This window comes from Pseudomonas sp. R151218B TE3479 (assembly GCF_053629195.1).
Map to the genome: position 1 here is coordinate 901,936 of NZ_JBRJHV010000001.1, position 20,187 is coordinate 922,122.

Annotated in this window: 14 protein-coding genes; 2 read left to right on the forward strand and 12 right to left on the reverse strand. The window is 63.0% G+C overall.

Annotation, left to right across the window (positions count from 1 at the left end; all coding sequences use genetic code 11):
* Window positions 1–81: 81 nt before the first annotated feature.
* Window positions 82–1,521 (forward strand): cardiolipin synthase, encoded by a 1,440-nt coding sequence (cls, locus tag AB7M32_RS04145; protein ID WP_060739952.1) that lies wholly within the window; start codon window positions 82–84, stop codon window positions 1,519–1,521.
* Here the strand turns inward: cls and cfaB are convergent.
* From cfaB to AB7M32_RS04170, 5 genes are all read right to left on the reverse strand, one after another.
* Window positions 1,518–2,705 (reverse strand): C17 cyclopropane fatty acid synthase CfaB, encoded by a 1,188-nt coding sequence (gene cfaB / locus AB7M32_RS04150; protein WP_072407588.1) that lies wholly within the window; start codon window positions 2,703–2,705, stop codon window positions 1,518–1,520. The two genes, cls and cfaB, sit on opposite strands and share 4 nt — an antisense overlap.
* A gap of 182 nt (window positions 2,706–2,887) precedes the next feature.
* Window positions 2,888–4,807 carry a heavy metal translocating P-type ATPase gene (locus tag AB7M32_RS04155; RefSeq protein ID WP_454249155.1) on the reverse strand — a complete coding sequence of 640 codons (1,920 nt, stop codon included), beginning with the start codon at window positions 4,805–4,807 and terminating at the stop codon, window positions 2,888–2,890.
* Window positions 4,804–5,856, reverse strand: coding sequence for a protease modulator HflK (hflK, locus tag AB7M32_RS04160; protein ID WP_454249156.1), 1,053 nt, complete (start codon window positions 5,854–5,856; stop codon window positions 4,804–4,806). The genes AB7M32_RS04155 and hflK overlap by 4 nt, the downstream gene beginning before the upstream one ends.
* Window positions 5,853–6,893: a protease modulator HflC gene (gene hflC / locus AB7M32_RS04165; protein WP_454249157.1), complete on the reverse strand. Its 1,041-nt coding sequence runs from the start codon at window positions 6,891–6,893 to the stop codon at window positions 5,853–5,855. Before hflC ends, hflK begins: the two co-directional genes overlap by 4 nt.
* Window positions 6,890–8,851: an SPFH domain-containing protein gene (locus AB7M32_RS04170; protein ID WP_454249158.1), complete on the reverse strand. Its 1,962-nt coding sequence runs from the start codon at window positions 8,849–8,851 to the stop codon at window positions 6,890–6,892. The genes hflC and AB7M32_RS04170 overlap by 4 nt, the downstream gene beginning before the upstream one ends.
* A gap of 221 nt (window positions 8,852–9,072) precedes the next feature.
* On the opposite strand from AB7M32_RS04170, the gene lpdA reads away from it, so the two are divergent.
* The gene (lpdA, locus tag AB7M32_RS04175) at window positions 9,073–10,473 is read left to right on the forward strand and encodes a dihydrolipoyl dehydrogenase (protein ID WP_454249159.1); all 1,401 of its coding nucleotides are present in this window, start codon (window positions 9,073–9,075) and stop codon (window positions 10,471–10,473) included.
* 134 nt (window positions 10,474–10,607) lie between these two features.
* On the opposite strand, the gene AB7M32_RS04180 is transcribed toward lpdA, so the two are convergent.
* The 7 genes from AB7M32_RS04180 to AB7M32_RS04210 all read right to left on the reverse strand — a co-directional run bounded on the left by AB7M32_RS04180 (window position 10,608) and on the right by AB7M32_RS04210 (window position 19,828).
* On the reverse strand, window positions 10,608–12,758 hold the full coding sequence (locus AB7M32_RS04180) for a hypothetical protein (protein WP_454249160.1): 2,151 nt from the start codon (window positions 12,756–12,758) through the stop codon (window positions 10,608–10,610).
* Window positions 12,745–13,938: a DUF3142 domain-containing protein gene (locus AB7M32_RS04185; protein WP_454249161.1), complete on the reverse strand. Its 1,194-nt coding sequence runs from the start codon at window positions 13,936–13,938 to the stop codon at window positions 12,745–12,747. Before AB7M32_RS04185 ends, AB7M32_RS04180 begins: the two co-directional genes overlap by 14 nt.
* A 161-nt stretch (window positions 13,939–14,099) precedes the next feature.
* A complete protein-coding gene (locus AB7M32_RS04190) occupies window positions 14,100–14,912 on the reverse strand; it encodes a class I SAM-dependent methyltransferase (protein ID WP_454249162.1) in 813 nt (270 codons plus the stop codon).
* Window positions 14,906–16,060 (reverse strand): acyltransferase family protein, encoded by a 1,155-nt coding sequence (locus AB7M32_RS04195; protein WP_072407606.1) that lies wholly within the window; start codon window positions 16,058–16,060, stop codon window positions 14,906–14,908. The genes AB7M32_RS04190 and AB7M32_RS04195 overlap by 7 nt, the downstream gene beginning before the upstream one ends.
* Entirely contained in the window at window positions 16,057–16,926 is an 870-nt protein-coding gene (locus tag AB7M32_RS04200; protein WP_454249163.1) for a class I SAM-dependent methyltransferase, read from the reverse strand. Before AB7M32_RS04200 ends, AB7M32_RS04195 begins: the two co-directional genes overlap by 4 nt.
* Window positions 16,923–18,215, reverse strand: coding sequence for a glycosyltransferase (locus tag AB7M32_RS04205; RefSeq protein ID WP_454249164.1), 1,293 nt, complete (start codon window positions 18,213–18,215; stop codon window positions 16,923–16,925). Before AB7M32_RS04205 ends, AB7M32_RS04200 begins: the two co-directional genes overlap by 4 nt.
* Window positions 18,209–19,828, reverse strand: coding sequence for a glycosyltransferase (locus tag AB7M32_RS04210; protein ID WP_454249165.1), 1,620 nt, complete (start codon window positions 19,826–19,828; stop codon window positions 18,209–18,211). The genes AB7M32_RS04205 and AB7M32_RS04210 overlap by 7 nt, the downstream gene beginning before the upstream one ends.
* Window positions 19,829–20,187: the final 359 nt, after the last annotated feature.

Sequence of the window (20,187 nt, forward strand, 5' to 3'; positions counted from 1 at the left end):
CTGAACCGGTGAATTAAATAGCGACATTCGCCACGGAACATGGTCTGTTAAGCATTGAAACTTCAGGAGCAAGGCTGCCCCATGGATTATTTCGGCCCGCATGTTTTCGGTTACCTGATCGCGCTGCTCCACACCCTGGGTTCCATTGCCGCCGTCCACGCCGTGCTGACGGTGCGCACCGCCCAAGGCTCGATTGCCTGGGCCCTGTCGCTGACCTTCATTCCCTACCTAACGTTGATTCCTTACCTGGTGTTCGGCCGCAGCACGTTCGATGGTTACATCAAGGCACGCCGGCAAGCCAACGAAGAAATGCGCAAGGCAATCTCCGAATTGAACTGGCGCCCCTGGGTCGAAGAAGCCCTGACCGCTCGCGCCTCCCAAGCCTACGCCTCGTTACGGGCCATGCCGAAACTGGGGCGCACACCGTGCCTGGCCAATAATCAGGTGCGTTTGCTGGTCAACGGCCACGCCACGTTCGAGGCGATTTTCCAGGCCATCGAGCAGGCACGAGAGGCCGTGCTGATCCAGTTTTTCATCGTCCATGACGACCGTCTCGGTCAACGCCTGCACACGCTGCTCTTGAAGAAAGCCGCCGAAGGCGTGGCCGTGTATCTGCTCTATGACCGCATTGGCAGCCACTCCCTGCCCCACCGCTACGTGCAAGCCTTGCGCGACGGTGGCGTCCACGTAAAAGCGTTCGCCACCCGCAGCGGCTGGCTCAACCGATTCCAAGTCAACTTTCGCAACCATCGCAAGATCGTGGTGGTGGACGGCGTGCAAGGATTCGTCGGCGGGCACAACGTCGGTGACGAATACATGGGCGATAAACCACCCTTGGCGCCGTGGCGCGACACCCACGTGCAAGTGTGCGGGCCGGTGGTGGCGAGTATGCAAGAGTCGTTCGCCGAAGACTGGTTCTGGGCAGCCCGATCCCTGCCCCCGCTGATCCTGCCGGACAGCTACCCGGACGACGGCGTGCTTTGCCAGTTGCTGGCCAGCGGCCCGGCCGACGCTTATGAAACCTGCTCGCTGTTTTTCGTCGAGGCCATTCACGCCGCCAGCGAACGCGTCTGGATCACCACACCCTACTTCATCCCCGACGAAGCAGTGTTCGCAGCCTTGCGCCTGGCGGTGCTGCGCGGCGTGGATGTACGCATTCTGCTGCCCTCGCGGCCCGACCACAAGATCGTCTACGCAGCGTCCAGCCTGTACGCGTTTGAAGCGGTACGGGCCGGTGTGCGGATGTTCCGTTATGGACCGGGCTTCCTGCATCAGAAAGTGGTGTTGATCGACCGGGAAATCAGCGCCATTGGCAGTGCGAACCTGGACAACCGTTCGTTCCGCTTGAACTTCGAAGTCATGCTGCTCACCGTGGATATTCCATTCGCCAGCGAAGTCGAGCAAATGCTTGAAGAGGACTTTGCCCAGGCCCAGGAAATCGACAAACAGGAAAGCCGGGAGACCCACCGCCTGCAGAAGGTCGGCATGCGGATCGCCCGGCTTATTTCCCCGATTCTCTAAGGGGTGTAGATGTCGTCGCGGGTCCAGGGCAGCTCATGGCTACCGTCGGCATGGGCCTTCACCGCCAGGATCTGGTGCAGGTTGATCCAGCCCTTGGCGAAGGCGTAGGCGCAGCCGGCCAGGTACAGACGCCAGATCCGCAGTGCCTGCTCCGACACTTCCTTCGACGCTGCCTCGAGGTTGTCCTCCAGGCGTTCACTCCAGTGATCGAGCGTGCGTGCATAGTGCATGCGCAAGCTTTCCACATCGACGATCTCCAGCCCCGCTTCACTGATCTGCGCGGAAATCATCGACAGGTGCGGCAGCTCGCCGTTGGGGAATACGTACTTCTCAATAAACTCGCCCGCGCCGCGACCGACCGGACGCCCGTCGGTGTGCTTGGCAGTGATGCCATGGTTCATCACCAGCCCACCCTCGCGCACGGCACCGAACAGCGTCTTGCAGTACTGCGCAAGGTTGGCGTGGCCGACATGCTCGAACATACCCACGCTGACCACTTTGTCGAAGCGGCCGTCCTGGGGCAGGTCACGGTAATCCAGCAGTTGCAACTCGACCTGATCTTCCAGGCCTTCGGCCTTGACCCGCTCCCGGGCCAGCATCAACTGCGCCTTGCTCAGGGTAATGCCGAAGACCTTGGCACCAAATTCCCGAGCGGCATAACGCGCCAGGCCGCCCCATCCGCAACCGACATCCAGCAGGTAGTCACCCGGTTGCAACCGCAGTTTGCGACACAGGTGGCGGAACTTGGCTTGCTGGGCCTGCTCGAGGGTTTCGCTGCCTGTCTCGAAATAGGCACAGGAATAGGCCATGTCGCTGTCGAGCCATAGCTGATAAAACGCGTTGGAAAGATCGTAGTGGTAGGAGATCGCCTTGGCGTCGGTTTCCTTGTCGTGGACCGAGCGTACCGGCTGGTTCTCGGGATCGTCCGCGACCAAGGCCTGGCTCAATTCATCGCAGACCCGAATGACTTCGTGGATCGGGCCTTCGAGTTCCAGCTTGCCTTCGACAAACGCCGCCCCCAATGCGTCCAGGCTGGGGTGGGTGAATTGCGCGACCATTTGTGGGTCCTTAACCACAATCGTGACGCTGGGGTCGGCCCCCAGTGTAAATTCATGGCCATCCCAGAGCCGCAGCCGAAGCGGTAAATGCAGATTCTGTAAGGCCGGTGGAAGTTGCGCGAGCATGGAGAATCCCCCCTTGTTTCAGACGTCTGAAATGAGGGTAGACCATGCTAGAAAAATAGCAGGCTATCGAATTTATAGCCTTTTTCTATCGCTGTCCCAAATCACTCCTGTGGCGGGTAACTTCTGCGCTGGCACGCCCTCTCCAATAGCAGACTGCAAGTACCACGCGCAGTTCGCTGACCCTACCCAACGGTGCCCTTCGCTTGGATCTTGAGCAGTGGCTCCTGGAACCGCAGCAAGCGCCCGGCATTACCTAACACTAGCAGGGTACTGAGATTGTGCAGCAGCGCAGCGATCATCGCCCCCGCCGCGCCAAGCCAGCCGAAGGCGGCAAAGGCAACAATGGCCAGCGTCCAGCCCAAGCCAATGATCACGTTGACCTGCAACGTGCGCCGACACTGGCGACTCAATCGCACGCAGGTGCCGAGGCGCCGCAGGTCGCTGCCGATCAGCACGATGTCCGCCGACGCCAGGGCGATGTCTGCACCACCCGCTCCCATGGCAACACCCACCACCCCGGCCTTGAGCGCCAGGGAATCGTTGATGCCATCGCCCACCACCATCGGGCGAAACCCATGGTCGATTTCAGCCATGACCCGCTTGAGTTTGTCTTCCGGCAAGGCCTGGGCTTGCACATCGCCGATGCCGACATCCCGGGCCAGGGTCGTGGCCACGCTCTGGCGGTCGCCGGTCAACAGCAACTGACGGCCCAGACCCAACTCGCGCAGCTCGGCCATGGCCACCTCCGCCTCCGGCTTGACGCTGTCGGCCAACAGCAGCCAGGCGAGGAACTGCCCATCCAGCGCCAGACCGGCAATCGGGCCGTCGTGCTCAGGAACCGCTGATGTTTGAATGCCCAGCTGTGCAAACAACTCCGGCCGTCCGAGCGCCGCTTCGCCCTGAGCCGTCATCGCGACCACACCCAACCCTTGGCGCTCACGAATGTCCGTCAGAGCCAGGCAGTTGTCCTGTTCCACCAGCCCCGCCAAGGCACGACTGACCGGATGACTGCTGGCCGAACCAAGGCTGGCAGCCAACGGCAGCAGCAACGATGCGTGAGCGTCCTGGGCATGCTCGATGGATTGCAGGCGCAGCACGCCATAGGTCAAGGTGCCCGTCTTGTCGACGACCAACGAGGTCAGGTCCGCCAGTTCTTCCAGGAAGGCCGAGCTGCGGATCAGGATCCCGTGGCGTGCCGCCACCGCGATCCCGGCAATGGCAGTGGCCGGCGCCGACAGCACCAACGCGCAGGGACACGCCGCCACTAATACCGCCAACATCGCCTGAGCATCGTTGGTCACGAACCAGGTCACTGCCGCCAGCAACAACACCAATACCAGGTAACTGCCGGCGTAGCGTTCCAGCAAACGGGTGATGGGTGGCTTGGAACGTTCGGCGTTTTGCATCAAGGCGATGACTTTGCCCAGGGTGGACGCTTCGCCGGTACGGGTCACCTCCAGGCGCAGCAGGCCATCGAGGTTGATCGCACCACCGAAGACTTCCGTGCCAACCACCGCCTCCAGCGGCACCGACTCACCGGTGATAGGCGCGGTGTCGAGGCTGGCCTGGCCGGACAGCACCCGACCATCGGCCGGCACCCGGTCACCGGCGCGCACTTCCACGACATCGCCGGCCTGGAGGGTCGCGTTGTCGACATCGATGATCGAGCCATCGGCCTGTACCTTGCGACCTTGGCTGCGGGTCAGTTGGCCAAGGGCATGGATCGCCTCTTGGGAACCGATGACACTGCGCTCTTCCAGCACATGGCCAAAGATCATGATGATCGGCAGTAACGCCGCGGTCAGCAGATCGCCGGTGGCCCAGGCGCCGAGCATCGCCAGGGCGATCAGTTGATCAGTGATTCCGTGCAGGCTTGGGTACCGCAAGCTGTACCAGGCCGAACGCATCACCGGCACCGCCACCAACAGCGAGGCGAACCCCAACAGCAGTTGGCTGACGCCGCTCTGCTCCGGCAACCAGCCGCGCCAGGCCAGGCCCAATGCGAGCAAGCCGAGAGCGAGCATCGCCAAGGTCAGTTGCCGGGCGGCGATGCGTTGCTCCGCCGAGGACAACATCGGTACAGCAGGCGTTCGAGCGGTCATTGGCCGGCTCCCTGGATGATCAGGCGAGAATCGTCTTTCGGGTCGACCGTGGTCACTGAACCGGCCTGGCGAAGGATGGCAGGCATGCGTTCGCGATACAGGCGCAGCAGCATTTGCGGATCGCTGCCTTGGGTCTTCGCCAGCCCGAGCACCGTGGCTGTGTCGGCCGAAGCCTTGGCAAGCCGCTCGCTGGCCTGGGCATGGGCGACTTGCACGGTACGATCAGCGTCCTGCCGGGCGACCTGGGTGAGTTTTTCCGCTTCGGTCCGGGCGTTGGCCACGGCTTTGTCGGCCTGCTGACTGGCGGTCAGTACCGCGTTGAAAGCACTCACCGCTGGCCCGGGCAGACTCGATTGCACATCGACCCGCACCACTTCGATGCCCAGCCCCTGCCCCGTCGTAGCCAGGTCAGCCAGGCGTCGGTTAAGCCCCTGAACCAGATCGCCTCGCAAGCGTTCGCGGCGCTCGGCCGCCTGGTTGTCGCTGCCCATCAGTTCGGGGCGCGCCACCAAAATGGTATCCAGGTCCCGGGCCGCGGTCAGGGCCACGGCACTGCGGGTCGCCAGTCGGTCCAGTGCCGGCAAGACATGTTCACCTTGCAAGACGAAAGCGTAAGGGTCAGTCACTTTGTAGAACACCCGCACATCCAGTTGCACCACGCCGGCATCACCGGTCAATAAATAACCGGAACCGGCCAATGCATCGCTCACCGGCGTGGCGAAACTGGCCACACGATCAGCCTGCAAGGCCGCGTCCGAGCGCAGCAGATTTTCCACCCGCCGCTCGAGCACCCGATCCGCTGCTGGCAGCAGGATCACTTGTTCCACGGGGCGCGGCCAGGCCAGCAAGAGGCCGGCATTCTGGATACGATCCAAGGCGCCGAAGTGCAGCACCACCGCACGATTCTGCGGGTCGATCTGTCGCACGTTGGAAAATACCCAGGCCAACGCCGCCAACACCGTGACGGCGTAAAGCGCTAGAAACGCCAAACGCCCGGCCTGGATCCACGGACTGGATAACACATTTGTTCCACGTGGAACCAAACTCATGGTTGTGTTCCACCTTTGCCGTCCATGGAAGCAGGACCGTCCACCAGGACACGGAATGGCGCGGCATCGGTGCGCAAAATCAGCTTGGTGCCTGGGCTGACGATAGTGCCCAAGGTGTCCAGCGACCGGAGCAGGTTGTAGAGCTGGGGAGAGCCGGCGTACGCCCGGCCATAAATTTCGGCCGCGTCTACCCGGGATTGCGCCTCGATGTCAGCGGCCTTTACCGTGGCATCGGCTTGCACGACGCGGGCATCACGTTCTGCGGCGGAACGAATCTGCGCCGCTTCGCGCTTGCCGATGGCGGTGCGTTCGGTGGCGATGGTTTCGCGCTCGGCCCGCATGCGGTCTACCGTTGCGGTCAGTGTCACCGATGGCAAAGTCAGGCGTTCGATACCGACTTGCAACACTCGCACACCGTAAGTGGTGAGCAACTGTTGATCGATCTGCTGACGCAACTGTGCTTCGAAATCGGCGATGTGCACTTGGCTGGCATCGGTGTTGACCAGGTTCGCCAGGTCAAAACTGGCGGCCGTGGTTTCCAGCGCGGAGCCGACAAATGTACGGATCTGCCGCGCAGCTTCGTCCGGTTGGTTCTGCACCGCGCGCATGAAACGCTGTACGTTGTCCGGATCGCCCTGGACCTGCCAGGCTACGTAGGCCTGGACAATGATCCGTAGTCCATCGCGGGTACCGACATCCTGCAGGCCGCTGGACGTGGTGCGCAATCGCAGGTCCACCGGGATCGCCGCCTCGAACGGCGCCGGCCAACGCCACCCCAGGCCAGGTTGCAGCAGCACCCGGGCCGGATTGCCGAAACGAGTAATGACCGTGGCCTCCCCCGACCGCACTTGCACCAGGCTCGCGGCCGCGACGGCAAATGCCACCAACAACACCGCCCAGCCCATCCGCCGCCAAGGAAACGGACCGGCTTGCTGCGGGTCGCCGTGATGGTGGTGATGATGGCCATGGTGATGACCGGCATGGCCGTGATCGTGACCGGCGTGGTCGTGGTGACCGTGTGAAGAGGACTGGCTCAATGGGCAGCTCCTGGCGGGACAGGGTTACGCGGCGACGCGGGGTCGGCCGGCAGCGTGAAGGTTCGCAAGTCGATGGTCGGCGCGTTGCTGCTACCGCCCAGGCGATGATCGAGAATCAGCAACTGGGCATTGCCGAGGCCCTGGCTCAGTTGGCTCAAATAATGTTCCAGCACAAAAGCGTGCCCCGCCGCGGCGTAGGCTTTACGGTCGGCGTTGAAACGCAAATCGGCAGCCTGGGCGGCCGCGTTGATTTCCCGCGCGGTGGCGCTGGCCCGGTCATGGGCGATGCTGGCCTGCAATTGCGCCTGGTTGGTCTGTTCCGCCGCCGCACCACGCTCCCGAGCGATCAATGCCTGGGCGCCGATCTGCGCCGCCTGAACGCCGTGGTAGGCATTGGCCGCACCGGCCGGCGGATGAATCGCCTCCACCACCGTCGCCAGGATTTCCACACCGCTGTCGAGGGATTGCAGATCAGTCTGGACAGCGCGACCGATTTCGTCGGCCAGGCTCACACGGTCGGCGCCCAACAAACCATCCAACGTACGCGAAGCAAACTCATGCACCAGGATGCGGCTGGCGGTGCTGCGGATCAGCGTCGGCACATCGGCGCTGTTGTAAGTCGCCGCCAACGCCGCGGCATCCGTCAGGCCGATACGATAGACAAAGCGCACATCCATGTTGACGATCTGGAAGCTCTGCTGGTCGGCACGACGACTGGCAATGACCTGGGATTTGTCGTTCACATGACTGGCGTCCCACAAGCGATTGGCAATGGCCGGTGCCGGCCCCTCCGCCGGTTCAGCCTCGACCACCGCACGGCTATCCGCAACGATGGTCGCCAGTTCATGCACAACGCCATTCTCGACCTTGAGCACCCTGCCCCACGGCCAAGGCAATGCGACATGCAAGCCGGGACCGAACACCTCTACCGGTTTACCGAAGCGCTCATAGATGCCCCGCCCCTGCAGCGGCACTTCATGCACACCAGTCAACAACCAGCCCACCAGCGCCACTGACGCCAACACCGGCAAAAAAGCCCGACGCATGTAGCTGAAGGCCCAGATCTGGCGCAGGTCGATGCCGAAACGGTTATGCAGTTCATGCTGCAAGGCCAGCCAGGGTTGCGGCGGCCAGCGCAGCAGATCGGCGATGACACTGCGGCCCAGCAGCGTCGGCTCCAGGGCGTCCCGACGCGGGATAAACCACGATAGCACCGCGCGCAACAACAACTCCGCCGCCACCAGCCCCGGCAACAGCCCCATCAACACCGCCAGGCGCACCGGCCAGATGGACGTTTCTGCAGCGAACAGCAAGCACAAGGCGCCAAGCACCAGCACGATGATCGCCACCCGCGTCAGTTGCGCCAGCGCTGGCGCTTCCGGCCATTCCACGGGGCGCTGCTGGGTCAATTGCCGCTCGAACACCAATAACCCGAACGCCAACAACAACGACAGCACTGCCCCCACACTGGCCGAAACACCGAGGGCGGCAGCCGGCAATTGCAAGTCCCAGGCTTGCTCCAGGCCCAGCAATACCAACACGGCCCAACCGGCCAACCACAACGCAGGCGCACCGATTTGCTTGAGCAGGCCGACCGAACGGGCACCGATGCGGTCCAGCAGCCGCTCATACCAACCCAAGTTATCAACAGGCTCGTTTTCCGCCGGCAGGTTATCCACAGCGGGCAGCAACGCCCTGCTGCGCCATTGGGTCACCCACCAAGCGGATTGCAAGCCCGCCACCAGCACCAACAGTCCCGCGCCTTGGCTGACCAGCAAGACTGGCCACAAAGATTGCGGCGAAAACACGCCGATAAAAAACGCCAGGACCAAGCCCAATCCCGCCACGCTTCCCAAGGCGCAGGCGATAAGCTTCAAGCGGCGCCCTTGAAACGACGCGCGCTGGAAACGCGGCCATTCGGCCACTTGTGCCCCTTCGATATCTAGATCGACTTGCATACCATCCCAGCTTTCGTGGCGATCAAAATCCGGGCCTGTGGGCAGACGCCACCGCCGCTTCGTTATAGGCCGTTACCTTATAACGATTACTGTGAAATTTCCGTTTTGAATTCTTCATGACAAGGCCCACGCCGGCCTCTTGACTTAAGCCTTGACCGGAATCTCTGCAAACGCTCATATTACGACCATAATTTTTTATCAAGCCAAGCGGGAGAACAGCGATGAGCAACTACGACGTGGTCATTCTGGGCGGCGGCCCCGGTGGGTATAACGCGGCGATTCGGGCCGGGCAGTTAGGGTTGAAGGCTGCCTGTGTCGAAGGTCGAGCCACCCTGGGCGGCACCTGTCTGAACGTCGGCTGCATGCCCTCCAAGGCGTTGCTGCACGCCTCGGAACTGTACGAAGCGGCCACGGGCACGGAGTTCGCCAACTTGGGGATTGAAGTCAGCCCGACCCTCAATCTTGCGCAAATGATGAAGCAGAAAGACGAAAGCGTGACGGGCCTGACCAAGGGCATCGAGTTTCTGTTTCGCAAGAACAAGGTCGACTGGATCAAAGGCTGGGGCCACATCGACGGACCGGGCAAGGTGACCGTCACCGGTGCCGATGGTAGCAAGACCGAACTCAACGCCAAGGACATCGTCATCGCCACCGGCTCGGAACCCATGCCGCTGCCAGGCGTGACCATCGACAACCAGCGCATCCTCGACTCCACCGGCGCCTTGTCCCTGGGTGAGGTGCCCCGGCATCTGGTGGTGATCGGCGCTGGCGTCATCGGCCTCGAACTGGGCTCGGTCTGGCGGCGCCTGGGCGCCCAGGTGACCGTGGTGGAATACCTCGATCGCATTTGTCCGGGTGTGGACGGCGAGGCCGGCAAGACCTTGCAACGAGCCTTGGCTAAACAAGGTATCGAGTTCAAGTTGAGTTCGAAGGTCACCGGCGCCACGACCTCGGCCAGCGGCGTGCAATTGCAGATCGAACCGGCGGCGGGCGGCGAAGCACAGGCCCTGGATGCCGATTACGTGCTGGTGGCCATCGGTCGGCGGCCCTACACACAAGGGCTGGGGTTGGAGAACGTCGGGTTGAGCACCGATAAACGCGGCATGCTCGCCAACCAGCGTCACCGCACCGAAGCACCCGGCGTCTGGGTGATCGGCGACGTGACGGCCGGACCGATGCTGGCCCACAAGGCCGAAGACGAAGCCATGGCCTGCATCGAGCAGATCGCCGGCAAGGCCGCCGAGGTCAACTATGCGTTGATTCCCAGCGTCATCTACACCCGTCCGGAACTGGCCAGCGTCGGCCAGACCGAGGAGCATCTCAAGGCCGAAGGCCGCGCCTACAAGGTCGGCAAGTTTCCGTTCACGGCCAACAGCCGGGCCAAGATCAACCACGAAACCGAAGGGTTCGCCAAGGTCCTGGCCGATGAGCGCACCGATGAAATCCTTGGCGTGCACCTGGTGGGCCCGAGCGTCAGTGAGATGATCGGGGAGTACTGCGTGGCCATGGAGTTCAGTGCCTCGGCCGAGGACATCGCCCTGACCTGCCACCCGCACCCTACCCGTTCAGAGGCGTTGCGCCAGGCGGCCATGAATGTGGAGGGAATGGCGACGCAGATGTAGGAACGACGCTCCACGGGCGATAACACCCGCCCTGTGGGAGCGAGCTTGCTCGCGATGTGGTCATCCATAGGCACTTGTAGTGCCTGCAATGCCGCTATCGCGAGCAAGCTCGCTCCCACAATGGGTGCTTCACCTCAGGAGGCTGACATCCGGGCCTTGCGCCGCCGACGGCTGATCAACCCCAACCCCACCGCCACCACCAGCACGACCCCGCCCACTTCCAGCCAAACCTTGTAAGGTCGCAGCGCCGAGCGGATCGGGTCCAGGGCCTGGGTCACGTAGCGTTTGTTCGCTTTGCCGAAGTCCGGTTGCTGGCATTGATGACCAAAATCCCCAGCCCAATCCACGTACGGGCCTTCCTTCACATAGCGCTGGTACAGCGCGCTTTGCTCTTCAAGGCTGGAGTTGTACCCCACCGCCTTGCACAGCACCGCCGCAAACGCCTGGCTGGTATGGGGCAGGTAATCCGCCGCCTGGCTCGCCAGCGCCGTGGCGACAAACCGATAGTGATAGCGCACGTCCGGCTGCGCGGCGTTGGCCTGCTGGCGTTGCACTTCACCTTCGGCCACCAGTGGCCCGACGTTCAGCTCGACCGGTTCCAGGCTGTAATTGCCGCCCAGGCTGGCGTAATCCGGCGCCATCTCATAGCCGAGCAGTTCCATACCCCATTTGCGCGCCATCCAGGACGCATGGAAATACGCCTCGGCCCGCCGGGTTGGCCACCATTTGGACTCGGCGTCCTGGCGCAATTGCCCATAGGCACGGGCCTTGTTCTGCAGGTCCGGGTTATCGAAATAAGCCGGCGCCTCATCAAAGCGCCCTTCCCTCAGCAAACGCCTGCCCAGCAGATTGCGTAAGCTCGCGGCCACTGGCAGCGGCACGTAGTTGTCCCGGTCCTCTTGGCTCAACGCCGGTGGCGCCGGGACTTGAGCGTCGACGTACTGCTTGAGCTCATCCACTGTGAGCACCCGCTCGGCGACGGCGGCGGCGTCGTACCAATAGTTGCTCTGGCCGCGATAGAGCTGATCGAAGGCTTGCAGGTAATCACCGCGCTGCAAGGCCAGGATCGCGCTTTCCCCTTCGACCCGGCACTTGGGTTGCACCGATTCGTAATTCCAATCCGGTGTGCGCCGGCTGCCCCAGGATTCATCGTTCGGAAACGCCTGGGCAGCCTTGGCATAAGCCGCCGCCGCGGCCACCTTGTCGCCGTCGCGCAAGGCCAGCTTGGCGCGCACCCACCAGGCCAAGCCTGTGTCGGGAGCCTTTTGCACAAACGCTTGAGCGTTGGCGTAATCGCCGTGCTGGTAACTCACCGCCGCCAAACGGTCAGCATCATCCAGGTTATCCCGGGCGTTGGTCTGCAACAGTTTGACCAGCCTTTTCTCACCCGAAGGTTCTTCACCGTCCCACCAGCCAACGCGGCTGAGCAGGTAGGCGGTGACCAGTCGCTGCACCGCTTTGGTCTTGAGCAACTCGCTCAAACGTTCATCCGACTCGACGCTCAGGCGTTGTGCCAATTGCAGCAACGAGCTGTAGCCGACCGGGGACCCTTGCAGGTTCTGGATCGCGTACAGGCCGATGGCGCTGTCCCAGTCGTCGGCGGTGTAGGCCACCCGGGCCTCTTCGCCGAGGCTGGCGATGCCCAGTTCCAGCGGATCGCTGAACCCGGCGATGCTCATTTCCCGGGCCTGACGAAATGCCGCACGCGCCTGATCTTGCAAGGCCACAGGGTCGCCGCTGCCCGCCTCGGTGCTCACGGCAAACAATGCCCGCCCAAGGGAATACGCGGCCCAGGTGCTGCGCAACCGTCGCTGGTCAGCCGGTAACGCCAGCAATTGCTGGAACGTTTCCACGGCGCGCTGATGCTCACCGACGTTGAAAGCCGCCGCGCCGAGCGCATACAGGCGCAGCTCATCGGGCAGGTTGGCCGCTTCGGCCGCCACCTGGTCGATATCGGTCAACGCACGCAGGCGCTCCACCACCGCTTGTTGCGGCGGGGTCAGGCCAATCTGCTCGGCCTGGTTACGTTGTTCAACGTAGGAAGGCAGGTCGTCATAGCTGTAGTCCGGGTTGCGCGTCGCCTCGGTGGCCGGCTTGAGCCCGGCAATCGCCTGGCCGAGGCGGCTGACCTCGAAGCGAAAGCTGCCTTCGGGCAACTCCGCCAGCGTCTGGGCGCGGTTATCCAGCAGGCGCATCGGGAAATCCGGCCCGCAGGCCAGCGCCGAGCCCAGCGGCAGGCACAGGCTCAGGCACAGCAGGTGACGAGGCCACTTACGGGTAAACATTGAAACCTCCTTGGTCGATTTTCGTACAGCGCGCCCAACCGATTGCTCGTTGGCTACCAGCCGCCAAGCGGCCTTCCTGAATGCGGGTGAAGGTAAGCAGTCCAGGGGTTTGTTGCAACGTATAGCCTGCCAATGCATCGACGCCGTCACAGGCGCCGACAGCCAGCGTCAAGCGCTGGGGCCAGGGACTGTCGAGATTGCCCTGGTTGACCAGGCGGATATCGTACAAACCGCCCTGCTCCCCCCATTGCAACGCCAGGCGACTGTCCAGGCGATCGCCCCGGGCAACGGCGCCGAGCGTGGTCAGGCTCCACGCTCGCCGGTCGCCGGCCAGCGGCAGGCGAAACCAGATCAGCCCGGCGAGATGTTGCGGCGGATCAGCCCGCAAATCCGCCGCAAGCCCGGCCACTTGCTGTGGATCGGCCAACAACTCCCGACGCTCGCCGCCGCGATCGATCGGCACTTCGCTTTCCACTACCGGCACGCCGCTCTCCTGGGACAGCAGCGCCACGCCGTAGGCTGGCAGGGCCAGATAAAACGGCCGCGTGGTGACCTCGCTCCAGCGTTGTGCCCAGTGCCGGGCCTGTTTCGGATCGAACAGCCCTTGCCGCGGATCGCTCACCGCGTGGACCTGCAGCACGCTGCTGTCCACCGCGTCCAACAATCCCGGCAATGCGGGGCTGTCGAGCCAGGCCGGTAGCGCCGTGATGCTGAGCCGCAGGTTGGCCGGCAGGCTGTGCCGCAGTTGGCCGAGGAAGTTTCCATAGGCCGGCAGCCGTGCATTGCCGGCATCGTGGTCGACCTCCACGCCCACCGGGGTCAGGCCTTGGGCTTGCCAATCGCCCAGCACTTGCTGGATTTGCGCAATGACCTCGTCCTGGTTCAAGGCCTTGAGCTGGCCGTCCAGGCGAATCACGGCGATCAGCGGACGGCCGTCCGCCTTGAGCAGGCCTGGGTCGATCCGCGCACGGCGCCAGCCCGCCCCGGGAAAAGCCTGCAACGCCAGCACCCGCAGCGTGGAAAAATCCCCCCGGCTTTGGTGCAGCGCCGGCTCATGAGCCTTTGTCCATTGGCGCTGCCAGATATACAACTGTTGATCCAGGGCTGGGGGTGGAGGTTGTTCGCAGCCCGCCAAAAGCAACATGGCGAGGGCCAGGGAGAGCCGGAAAAAAACAGTCATGAAGCCTTACCGCGGGCAAAAGATGTGCAGATTAACGCCGAGCGCGTCATTGTGGGAGCGAGCTTGCTCGCGATAGCGGTGGGTCAGTCAATCTATAGGCGGCTGAACCAACGCTATCGCGAGCAAGCTCGCTCCCACAGGGTTGAGGTCTACCAACGTCATCAAGGCTTACGCGCAATAATCACCTGACTCTTGGCCACCACCGCGTCCAGCGCCTGCTTGATCTGCGCCCCGCGCGGTGAGTTCAGCACCGCCTGCCAGGTGTCGGCCCAGTGATTGAGCAACGGGTGGTCGGCGTTGCTGAAATCGACCTTGGCCTCCCAGAACAACAGCATCCACATCGACCAATAGAACCCGTATTGGCTGTGGCTCAACACCTCCAGCCCGGCCTCGCTGACCATCGACTTGAACTGCTCTTCACTGATGATGCGAATGTGATTGGGCTTGCGGAAGTACTCCGGCGCGGCGATGTCTTTTTGCAGATCCTCGGAGCTGGGGTGCGGCACGCTCAGCAGGTACAGCGCGCCGGGCTGGCCGACCCGTACCAGTTCGGCGAGGAACTGCGCCGGGTCGTCGACGTGCTCGATGACTTCGGTGGACACCACCCGGGTGGCTGTGGCATCGGCAATGGGCAGTGGGTTGCAGTCGGTCACATGGCACTCGACACCGCGCGCAGGGGTGTCGCTCAAGCGCTGGCGCGTGGCTTCAACCTTGGCCGAATCGATGTCGGCGATGATGATCTTCGCCCCGCGCATCCCACAAAAATGCACGTTGCCGCCATCGCCACAGCCCACGTCCAGCAACGTGTCCTCAGGCGTCACAGGGAAACCCGTGAACAGTTCGCCGGTTTGCTGGTTGAACCAGCCGCTGAGCATCGCATCGTGCAGCCCGAGCATATACGGGTCGACTTTCTCGGCGGCCGGTTCGACGGGCGCGGGCGTGCCCGTGGTGAGTTTCTTCAAAAGGCTCAGCATGACGGGGCTCCAGAAACAGGAAGGACGGTTCGGGCGGCGGACAGGCGTTCGACCAACCGGGCGCCACGATTGCGCATGGGCATTTCGACCCAACGGTAGTTGAGTTCGCTCAACAGCCCGATCAACAACAACGCGCACGCCAGGGCCGGCCAGGGATGGCTTGCCGGGTCCGGCGAACCCAAGGGGGCGAAACGAAACCACAACTCGCGCAGCAGGAAAAACACCGGGATGTGGATCAGGTAGATCCCGTAGGAACGACTGCCCACCCAGGTCAGCGCCGTTTTCAGCCGACCGCGGGGCAACAAGTAATCCTGATCGTAAGAGGCCACCCAGACCAGCACGGCACTGAGCACCGCGATGACCCCGAGACGGTAGAACGCCAAATTGAAGTGCTCGGTCGCGATCCAGGCCATCACGCCGCCAAGGCCCAGCACCAGCAGCACACCCAAGGGCGGGCGGCGCAACCACGTGGGCTCGAAGCGCCAGTAGCTGGGCCGCAGGCTCCAGATCGACAACAACACCCCCAGCGCCAAGGCATCGGTACGGATCACCGACAACCACAGCGCCCGCCAGGTGAAAAACTGCACAAGCACCACCGCCAGCAGCACCCACACCAAATAGCGACGCGAGACGAACACCAGCAGCGGCAGGATCAAATAGAACTGTTCTTCCAACGACAGCGTCCAGTACACGAAGCTCGCACCGTATTCATACTGCATGAACGCATCGGCAAAACGCAGGTTGGCAAATTGCAGGAAACCGGCCAGGGTCGCCTGCAGGTTGGCCTGCACGCTGCCGAACGCGCCGGAACGGTTCAGGAAGAACACCGCGAACAACACCAGCAGCAGCCAGAGCCAGGCCGACGGCAACAGGCGAAACGCCCGGCGAATCCAGAACTCCCGGGTGACGGCCCAGAATTGCCGAGGGCTGTCGCAGCGACGCAATTGCGGGATCAGGCTGCGCCCGATGACGAACCCGGAGATCGCGAAAAACAGGTCCACCCCCCACCACAACTGGAAACTGTCGGCCAGGGCTGCCAGGCGCGGCCATCCGCCAGGAAACGGCATGCCTTGCAGGTGATGGAACAGCACGCCGATCACCGCAACGGCGCGCAGCAACTCGATGTCCAGGATCCGCTTGCCGCTCATGAAGTACTCCCGGAAGAAGGATCGGGTTTACGCGCGATGATGACCTGGCTCTTGGGCATGAACCGGTCCAGCACCTGCTTGATCACCAGGCCGTCGGGTTGCGTCAGCAAGTCCTGCCAGAGGCTCGCCCAACGCTCCATCAATGGCGGATACGGTGCCTGGATGCGGTCGCGCACGGCTCCCTCGAGCTCCCGACCGGCCGCTCGTTCGCTGGCCCAGAAGAAAATCATGCCCATGACCCAGAAAAACCCGCTGGCCTGGCGATGCTCGATCACCAGCCCGGCGTCCTCCACCAGCGCGGCGAATCGTTCGGCACTGAAAATCTGCACATGGTTGGGCGCTTGAAAGTAGCCCGGCGGCGCAATGCCTTGCTGCAAATGCTCGCCCACCGAGGCCGGCACACTGAGCAAATACTGCGCCCCGGGCCGGCCCATGCGCACCAGTTCGGCCATGAACGGCTCGGGCTCATGGATATGCTCGAGCACCTCCATGCAGACGATCTTGTTCGCACAGCCATCGGCCAGGGGCAGCGGCAGGCTGTTGCTGACCAGCCCCAGGAACGGCGCGGCGGCCTGGGCCTCGACTTGGCGAGCCAGGTCGCGCACCTTGTCCTGTTCGCTGTCGGTAAAGATCACGGACGCGCCCTGGCGCATGGCAAACAGCGTCGCCACACCTTCGCCGCAGCCCACATCCAGCAAGGTATCGCCGGCCGTGATGGCAAAGCCCTTGAGCAATTCGCCGGTTTCACTGCGAAACCAGCCGTCGAGCATCGCGTCGTAGAGGCCGGCATCCCGGGGCGAAACGGCCACCGTCGGCGCTGGCGGAGACGCCACTGGCCTGCGCCCGGCCAGCCATCGCCGGATCATGGCTGCGCCGCGTTCCGGCGACGCTCGGACAATTGTTCGAAAAATGCCCGCAAACGCTGCTCGGCGTTGGCTTGGCTGCAGAATTTTTCCAGGCTGTGCACGGCATGGGCCGACATGCGGCGATAACGCTCGGGATCATTTTTAGCCACGTCGTAGCTGGCGCGGTAGGCCGAGCACAGCGAGTCCCAATCGGTGACATAACGCAGGGTCCGGTAAGCCGCACGCGGGTCGTGGGGCCAGGCGGTCAGTTCCTCGGTCGAATCCACCACGAAGGCATTGTCGTGATCGATGTAGTCGGCCATCGCCGTGTTCAACGGCGCAATCGCCGGACGGCCGCAGGACATGAACTCCATCAACGGCAGGCACTGCCCTTCGCCATAGGAACTGTTGACCACGTACCGGGTGGCTTCCACCAGCCGTTCGTAGTCCGCGTCCGCCAGGTACCCGTGAATCAGCACGATGCGGCAGCGGTACGACTGGTTCTTGTAGACGTGGTGGAGCATGTCGGTGAGCGCGGCGGTGACATCGTGGTGAGTCAGCTTGAGTACCAGGGTTGCGTCAGGAACATCGCGAAACGTCGCGCAAAATGCGCTGATCATGTCCTTCCAGTTCTTGCGCCCGTCGTAGGGATTGAACACGGAGGTATAGATCACACCGTCCAGCAGTAACTCGCAATCCTCGGCCGGGCCGTCCAGCACCAGCGGCGTGCCGGCCTGATGCACCGGTGGGCCATATGGCCGCAGATCGGTGGTGCGACTGTCGATCAGCAGGCCACGCAATTGCAGGTGCATGTGATCCACGGTCGGCCGCTGGGCCAGCACCGCACCACGGGCGGCAAAGCGGTCCCATACCGGCGCGGCGACAGCGGCGATGGGAAAGTCCGCGCCCATCACCTCACGAACGGTGCTGACGGTGAAGCTGGAATGGGTGATCGCCATGCCGGTTGCGCCCAAGACCACTCGCCAGTCGTGCCGGGCCTCGCCCTGCCAGCTTTCGGTAGGGATGGTGCTGAATTCCCAGGCGAACACCGGAATCGTCGGGCAGGCGTAGTGGGCAGCGGTGCGATGAGGCGGTGAAAACGACAGGAATACGCAATCCTCGCCACGCTCCAGGCAATCGGCGTACAGCTGATCGACCTCCTCGTCAGGCCGGGTCACTTCGACCACCCGCCCCAGCCGCTCCAGCACCGGGCGAAACTCCTTGAGCACGAAGTAATAGCTGTACTCGGGCTTACCGAGGTTTTCCAGAATGTTGCTCTGGTTGGTTTCCGAATAAATGATGATCAACATGAGGCGCTACCTGCCTGGACCGCCAGCGGCAGCCCTTCGTCACAGCCTGGCTCCGCCAGGAAATCCGCCAGGCGCTGCTGCACCGGGGCGAACGCGCAATAGCGGCGCATCCGCTCGTTCGCGGCAACAGCCATGGCCTGGTAGGCCTGTGGCTGGTGCTTGGCCATGGCGTAGCTCTGCTGATAGGCGAGTTTCAATGAGCCCCAGTCGGGTCGATGGCGCAGGGTGCGATACAAAATGCGTGAGTCTTCCGGCCAGATGGTCGGTTCGCGACTGGACTTGACGATGAAGGCCACCTCGGCGTCGATGTAATCGCGCATCGCCGTGTGGTCCGGCGCGATGACGGGGCGTGCACAGGACATGAACTCCATCAACGGCAGGCACAGGCCCTCACAGCGGGACGCATTGACGTAGAAACTCGCCGCGCCATACAGCCGAGCGAACTGTTCGTCCTCCAGGTAACCGTGCATCACCACCACCCGGCAACTGAACGGCGACAGCTGGGACAGCAGCGTCAACAGCTCGACGTAGTAGGTCGACAGGTCGTTCTGGGTCATCTTCAGCACCAGCGTGGCGTCCTCGACATCACGCAGGGCCCAACAGAATGCGGTGACCAACTGATGCCAGTTCTTGCGCCCGTCATCGGGGTTGAACACGCTGACGTACACCACGCCGTTGACTTCGGTTTCCACCACTTGGTGGGTGTCCGGCAGCACGGCCTGGGGATGTGCCGGTGCCGCCGGTTCGGGAACAGGCTCTGGAACGGGCTCGACAGCCACCGGCAGCGGTGCCGGCCCTCTCAGGATCCTGCTGGTGGCAACGCGCACCGGCACGGGCACCAAGTCGCGGACCGCCTCGCGATACCAGCACAGCAGGTTGTGCTTGCACAGCCACACGGGGCCCTGCTCGCGCTTGCCGGTGAAGGCGCGGATGACTTCGCGCAGGTAATGGCGGGAAATGAATGCGCGCCGCCGCCAAGTCAGAGGGGGTGGCTCAATGATCGGTTCCGGCTCTGGTTCCGGTTCCGGCGCTTCTTCGAGGATCGGCGCGATCAAGCCATCGGCCGACAGCCCGAGAGGCCGGCTGTCGATGATGCAGCCCTTGATCTGCAAGGTCGTTCCCGGGTTGATCGGCAGGCTCGGGTGTCGCTCACGAACCGCCGCGAAACGCTCCCACAGCGGCGTGGGCAATACCAATACCGGGAAATCCTCGCCCAAGGTCCGGCGGATCGCCTCGGCCGTATGGCTGGACAGGGTAATCACCCGGCCATGGCGGGCCAGCGTGCGACTCCAGTCATGCCGCAGGTCGTCGTCCCAGTGCTCGGCCGGGATCGAATCGAACTCCCAGGCCACCACGCAGACCATCGGGCAAAGCAGGTCCTGCGGCGTCTTGTGCGGGGGTGAAAACGAAAGGAACAAGCAGTCCTGCCCGGCCTGCTGCAGTGTTTGATACAGCGGATCGACCTCGGCGACCGACGACACCACATGCACCGGCCCCAGGCTTTCCAGCACGGGACGATAAGCCTTGAGCACGAAGTAATAGCTGTACTCAGGGCGCCCGAGGCTCTGGCTGATGGAGTGATCGTTTACGTCCGAGTAAAGAATGAAATTCATGGCATCCCATCATGGCACCGCCGTCCCGGCGGCCCCACTTCATGACGGTCGAGTCACGCATCGAGCCGGCCCAGGGGCCGCCACGCGTCGTTCATCTCGCTACCCGTCTCGTTCTTGTTTTTTTATGGTCCCGCCCCTGGCGGTTCATCTCGAAGATCGAAACCAGGGACAGCGTGACGAGGGGCATTCTAAACACATCCGCCAAGGGTTCGTGAACCGCCCGGCAAGAATAAACCCGCTATAAATATGAGAACTGACCAGTCACGATTTGCGCTGTTGAAATTGCTGCAAAATTGGCACAGATTGGCAACCAAACAACTACAACAAACGCTTCTCTAGGCTAATCGTTGAGTGACTTT

Bases quoted from the DNA above. Each gene is read 5' to 3' on its own strand.
- cls (WP_060739952.1), top strand. From the start codon at position 82: ATGGATTATTTCGGCCCGCATGTTTTCGGTTACCTGATCGCGCTGCTC.
- cfaB (WP_072407588.1), bottom strand. From the start codon at position 2,705: ATGCTCGCGCAACTTCCACCGGCCTTACAGAATCTGCATTTACCGCTT.
- AB7M32_RS04155 (WP_454249155.1), bottom strand. From the start codon at position 4,807: ATGACCGCTCGAACGCCTGCTGTACCGATGTTGTCCTCGGCGGAGCAA.
- hflK (WP_454249156.1), bottom strand. From the start codon at position 5,856: ATGAGTTTGGTTCCACGTGGAACAAATGTGTTATCCAGTCCGTGGATC.
- AB7M32_RS04170 (WP_454249158.1), bottom strand. From the start codon at position 8,851: ATGCAAGTCGATCTAGATATCGAAGGGGCACAAGTGGCCGAATGGCCG.
- lpdA (WP_454249159.1), top strand. From the start codon at position 9,073: ATGAGCAACTACGACGTGGTCATTCTGGGCGGCGGCCCCGGTGGGTAT.
- AB7M32_RS04180 (WP_454249160.1), bottom strand. From the start codon at position 12,758: ATGTTTACCCGTAAGTGGCCTCGTCACCTGCTGTGCCTGAGCCTGTGC.
- AB7M32_RS04185 (WP_454249161.1), bottom strand. From the start codon at position 13,938: ATGACTGTTTTTTTCCGGCTCTCCCTGGCCCTCGCCATGTTGCTTTTG.
- AB7M32_RS04190 (WP_454249162.1), bottom strand. From the start codon at position 14,912: ATGCTGAGCCTTTTGAAGAAACTCACCACGGGCACGCCCGCGCCCGTC.
- AB7M32_RS04195 (WP_072407606.1), bottom strand. From the start codon at position 16,060: ATGAGCGGCAAGCGGATCCTGGACATCGAGTTGCTGCGCGCCGTTGCG.
- AB7M32_RS04200 (WP_454249163.1), bottom strand. From the start codon at position 16,926: ATGATCCGGCGATGGCTGGCCGGGCGCAGGCCAGTGGCGTCTCCGCCA.
- AB7M32_RS04205 (WP_454249164.1), bottom strand. From the start codon at position 18,215: ATGTTGATCATCATTTATTCGGAAACCAACCAGAGCAACATTCTGGAA.
- AB7M32_RS04210 (WP_454249165.1), bottom strand. From the start codon at position 19,828: ATGAATTTCATTCTTTACTCGGACGTAAACGATCACTCCATCAGCCAG.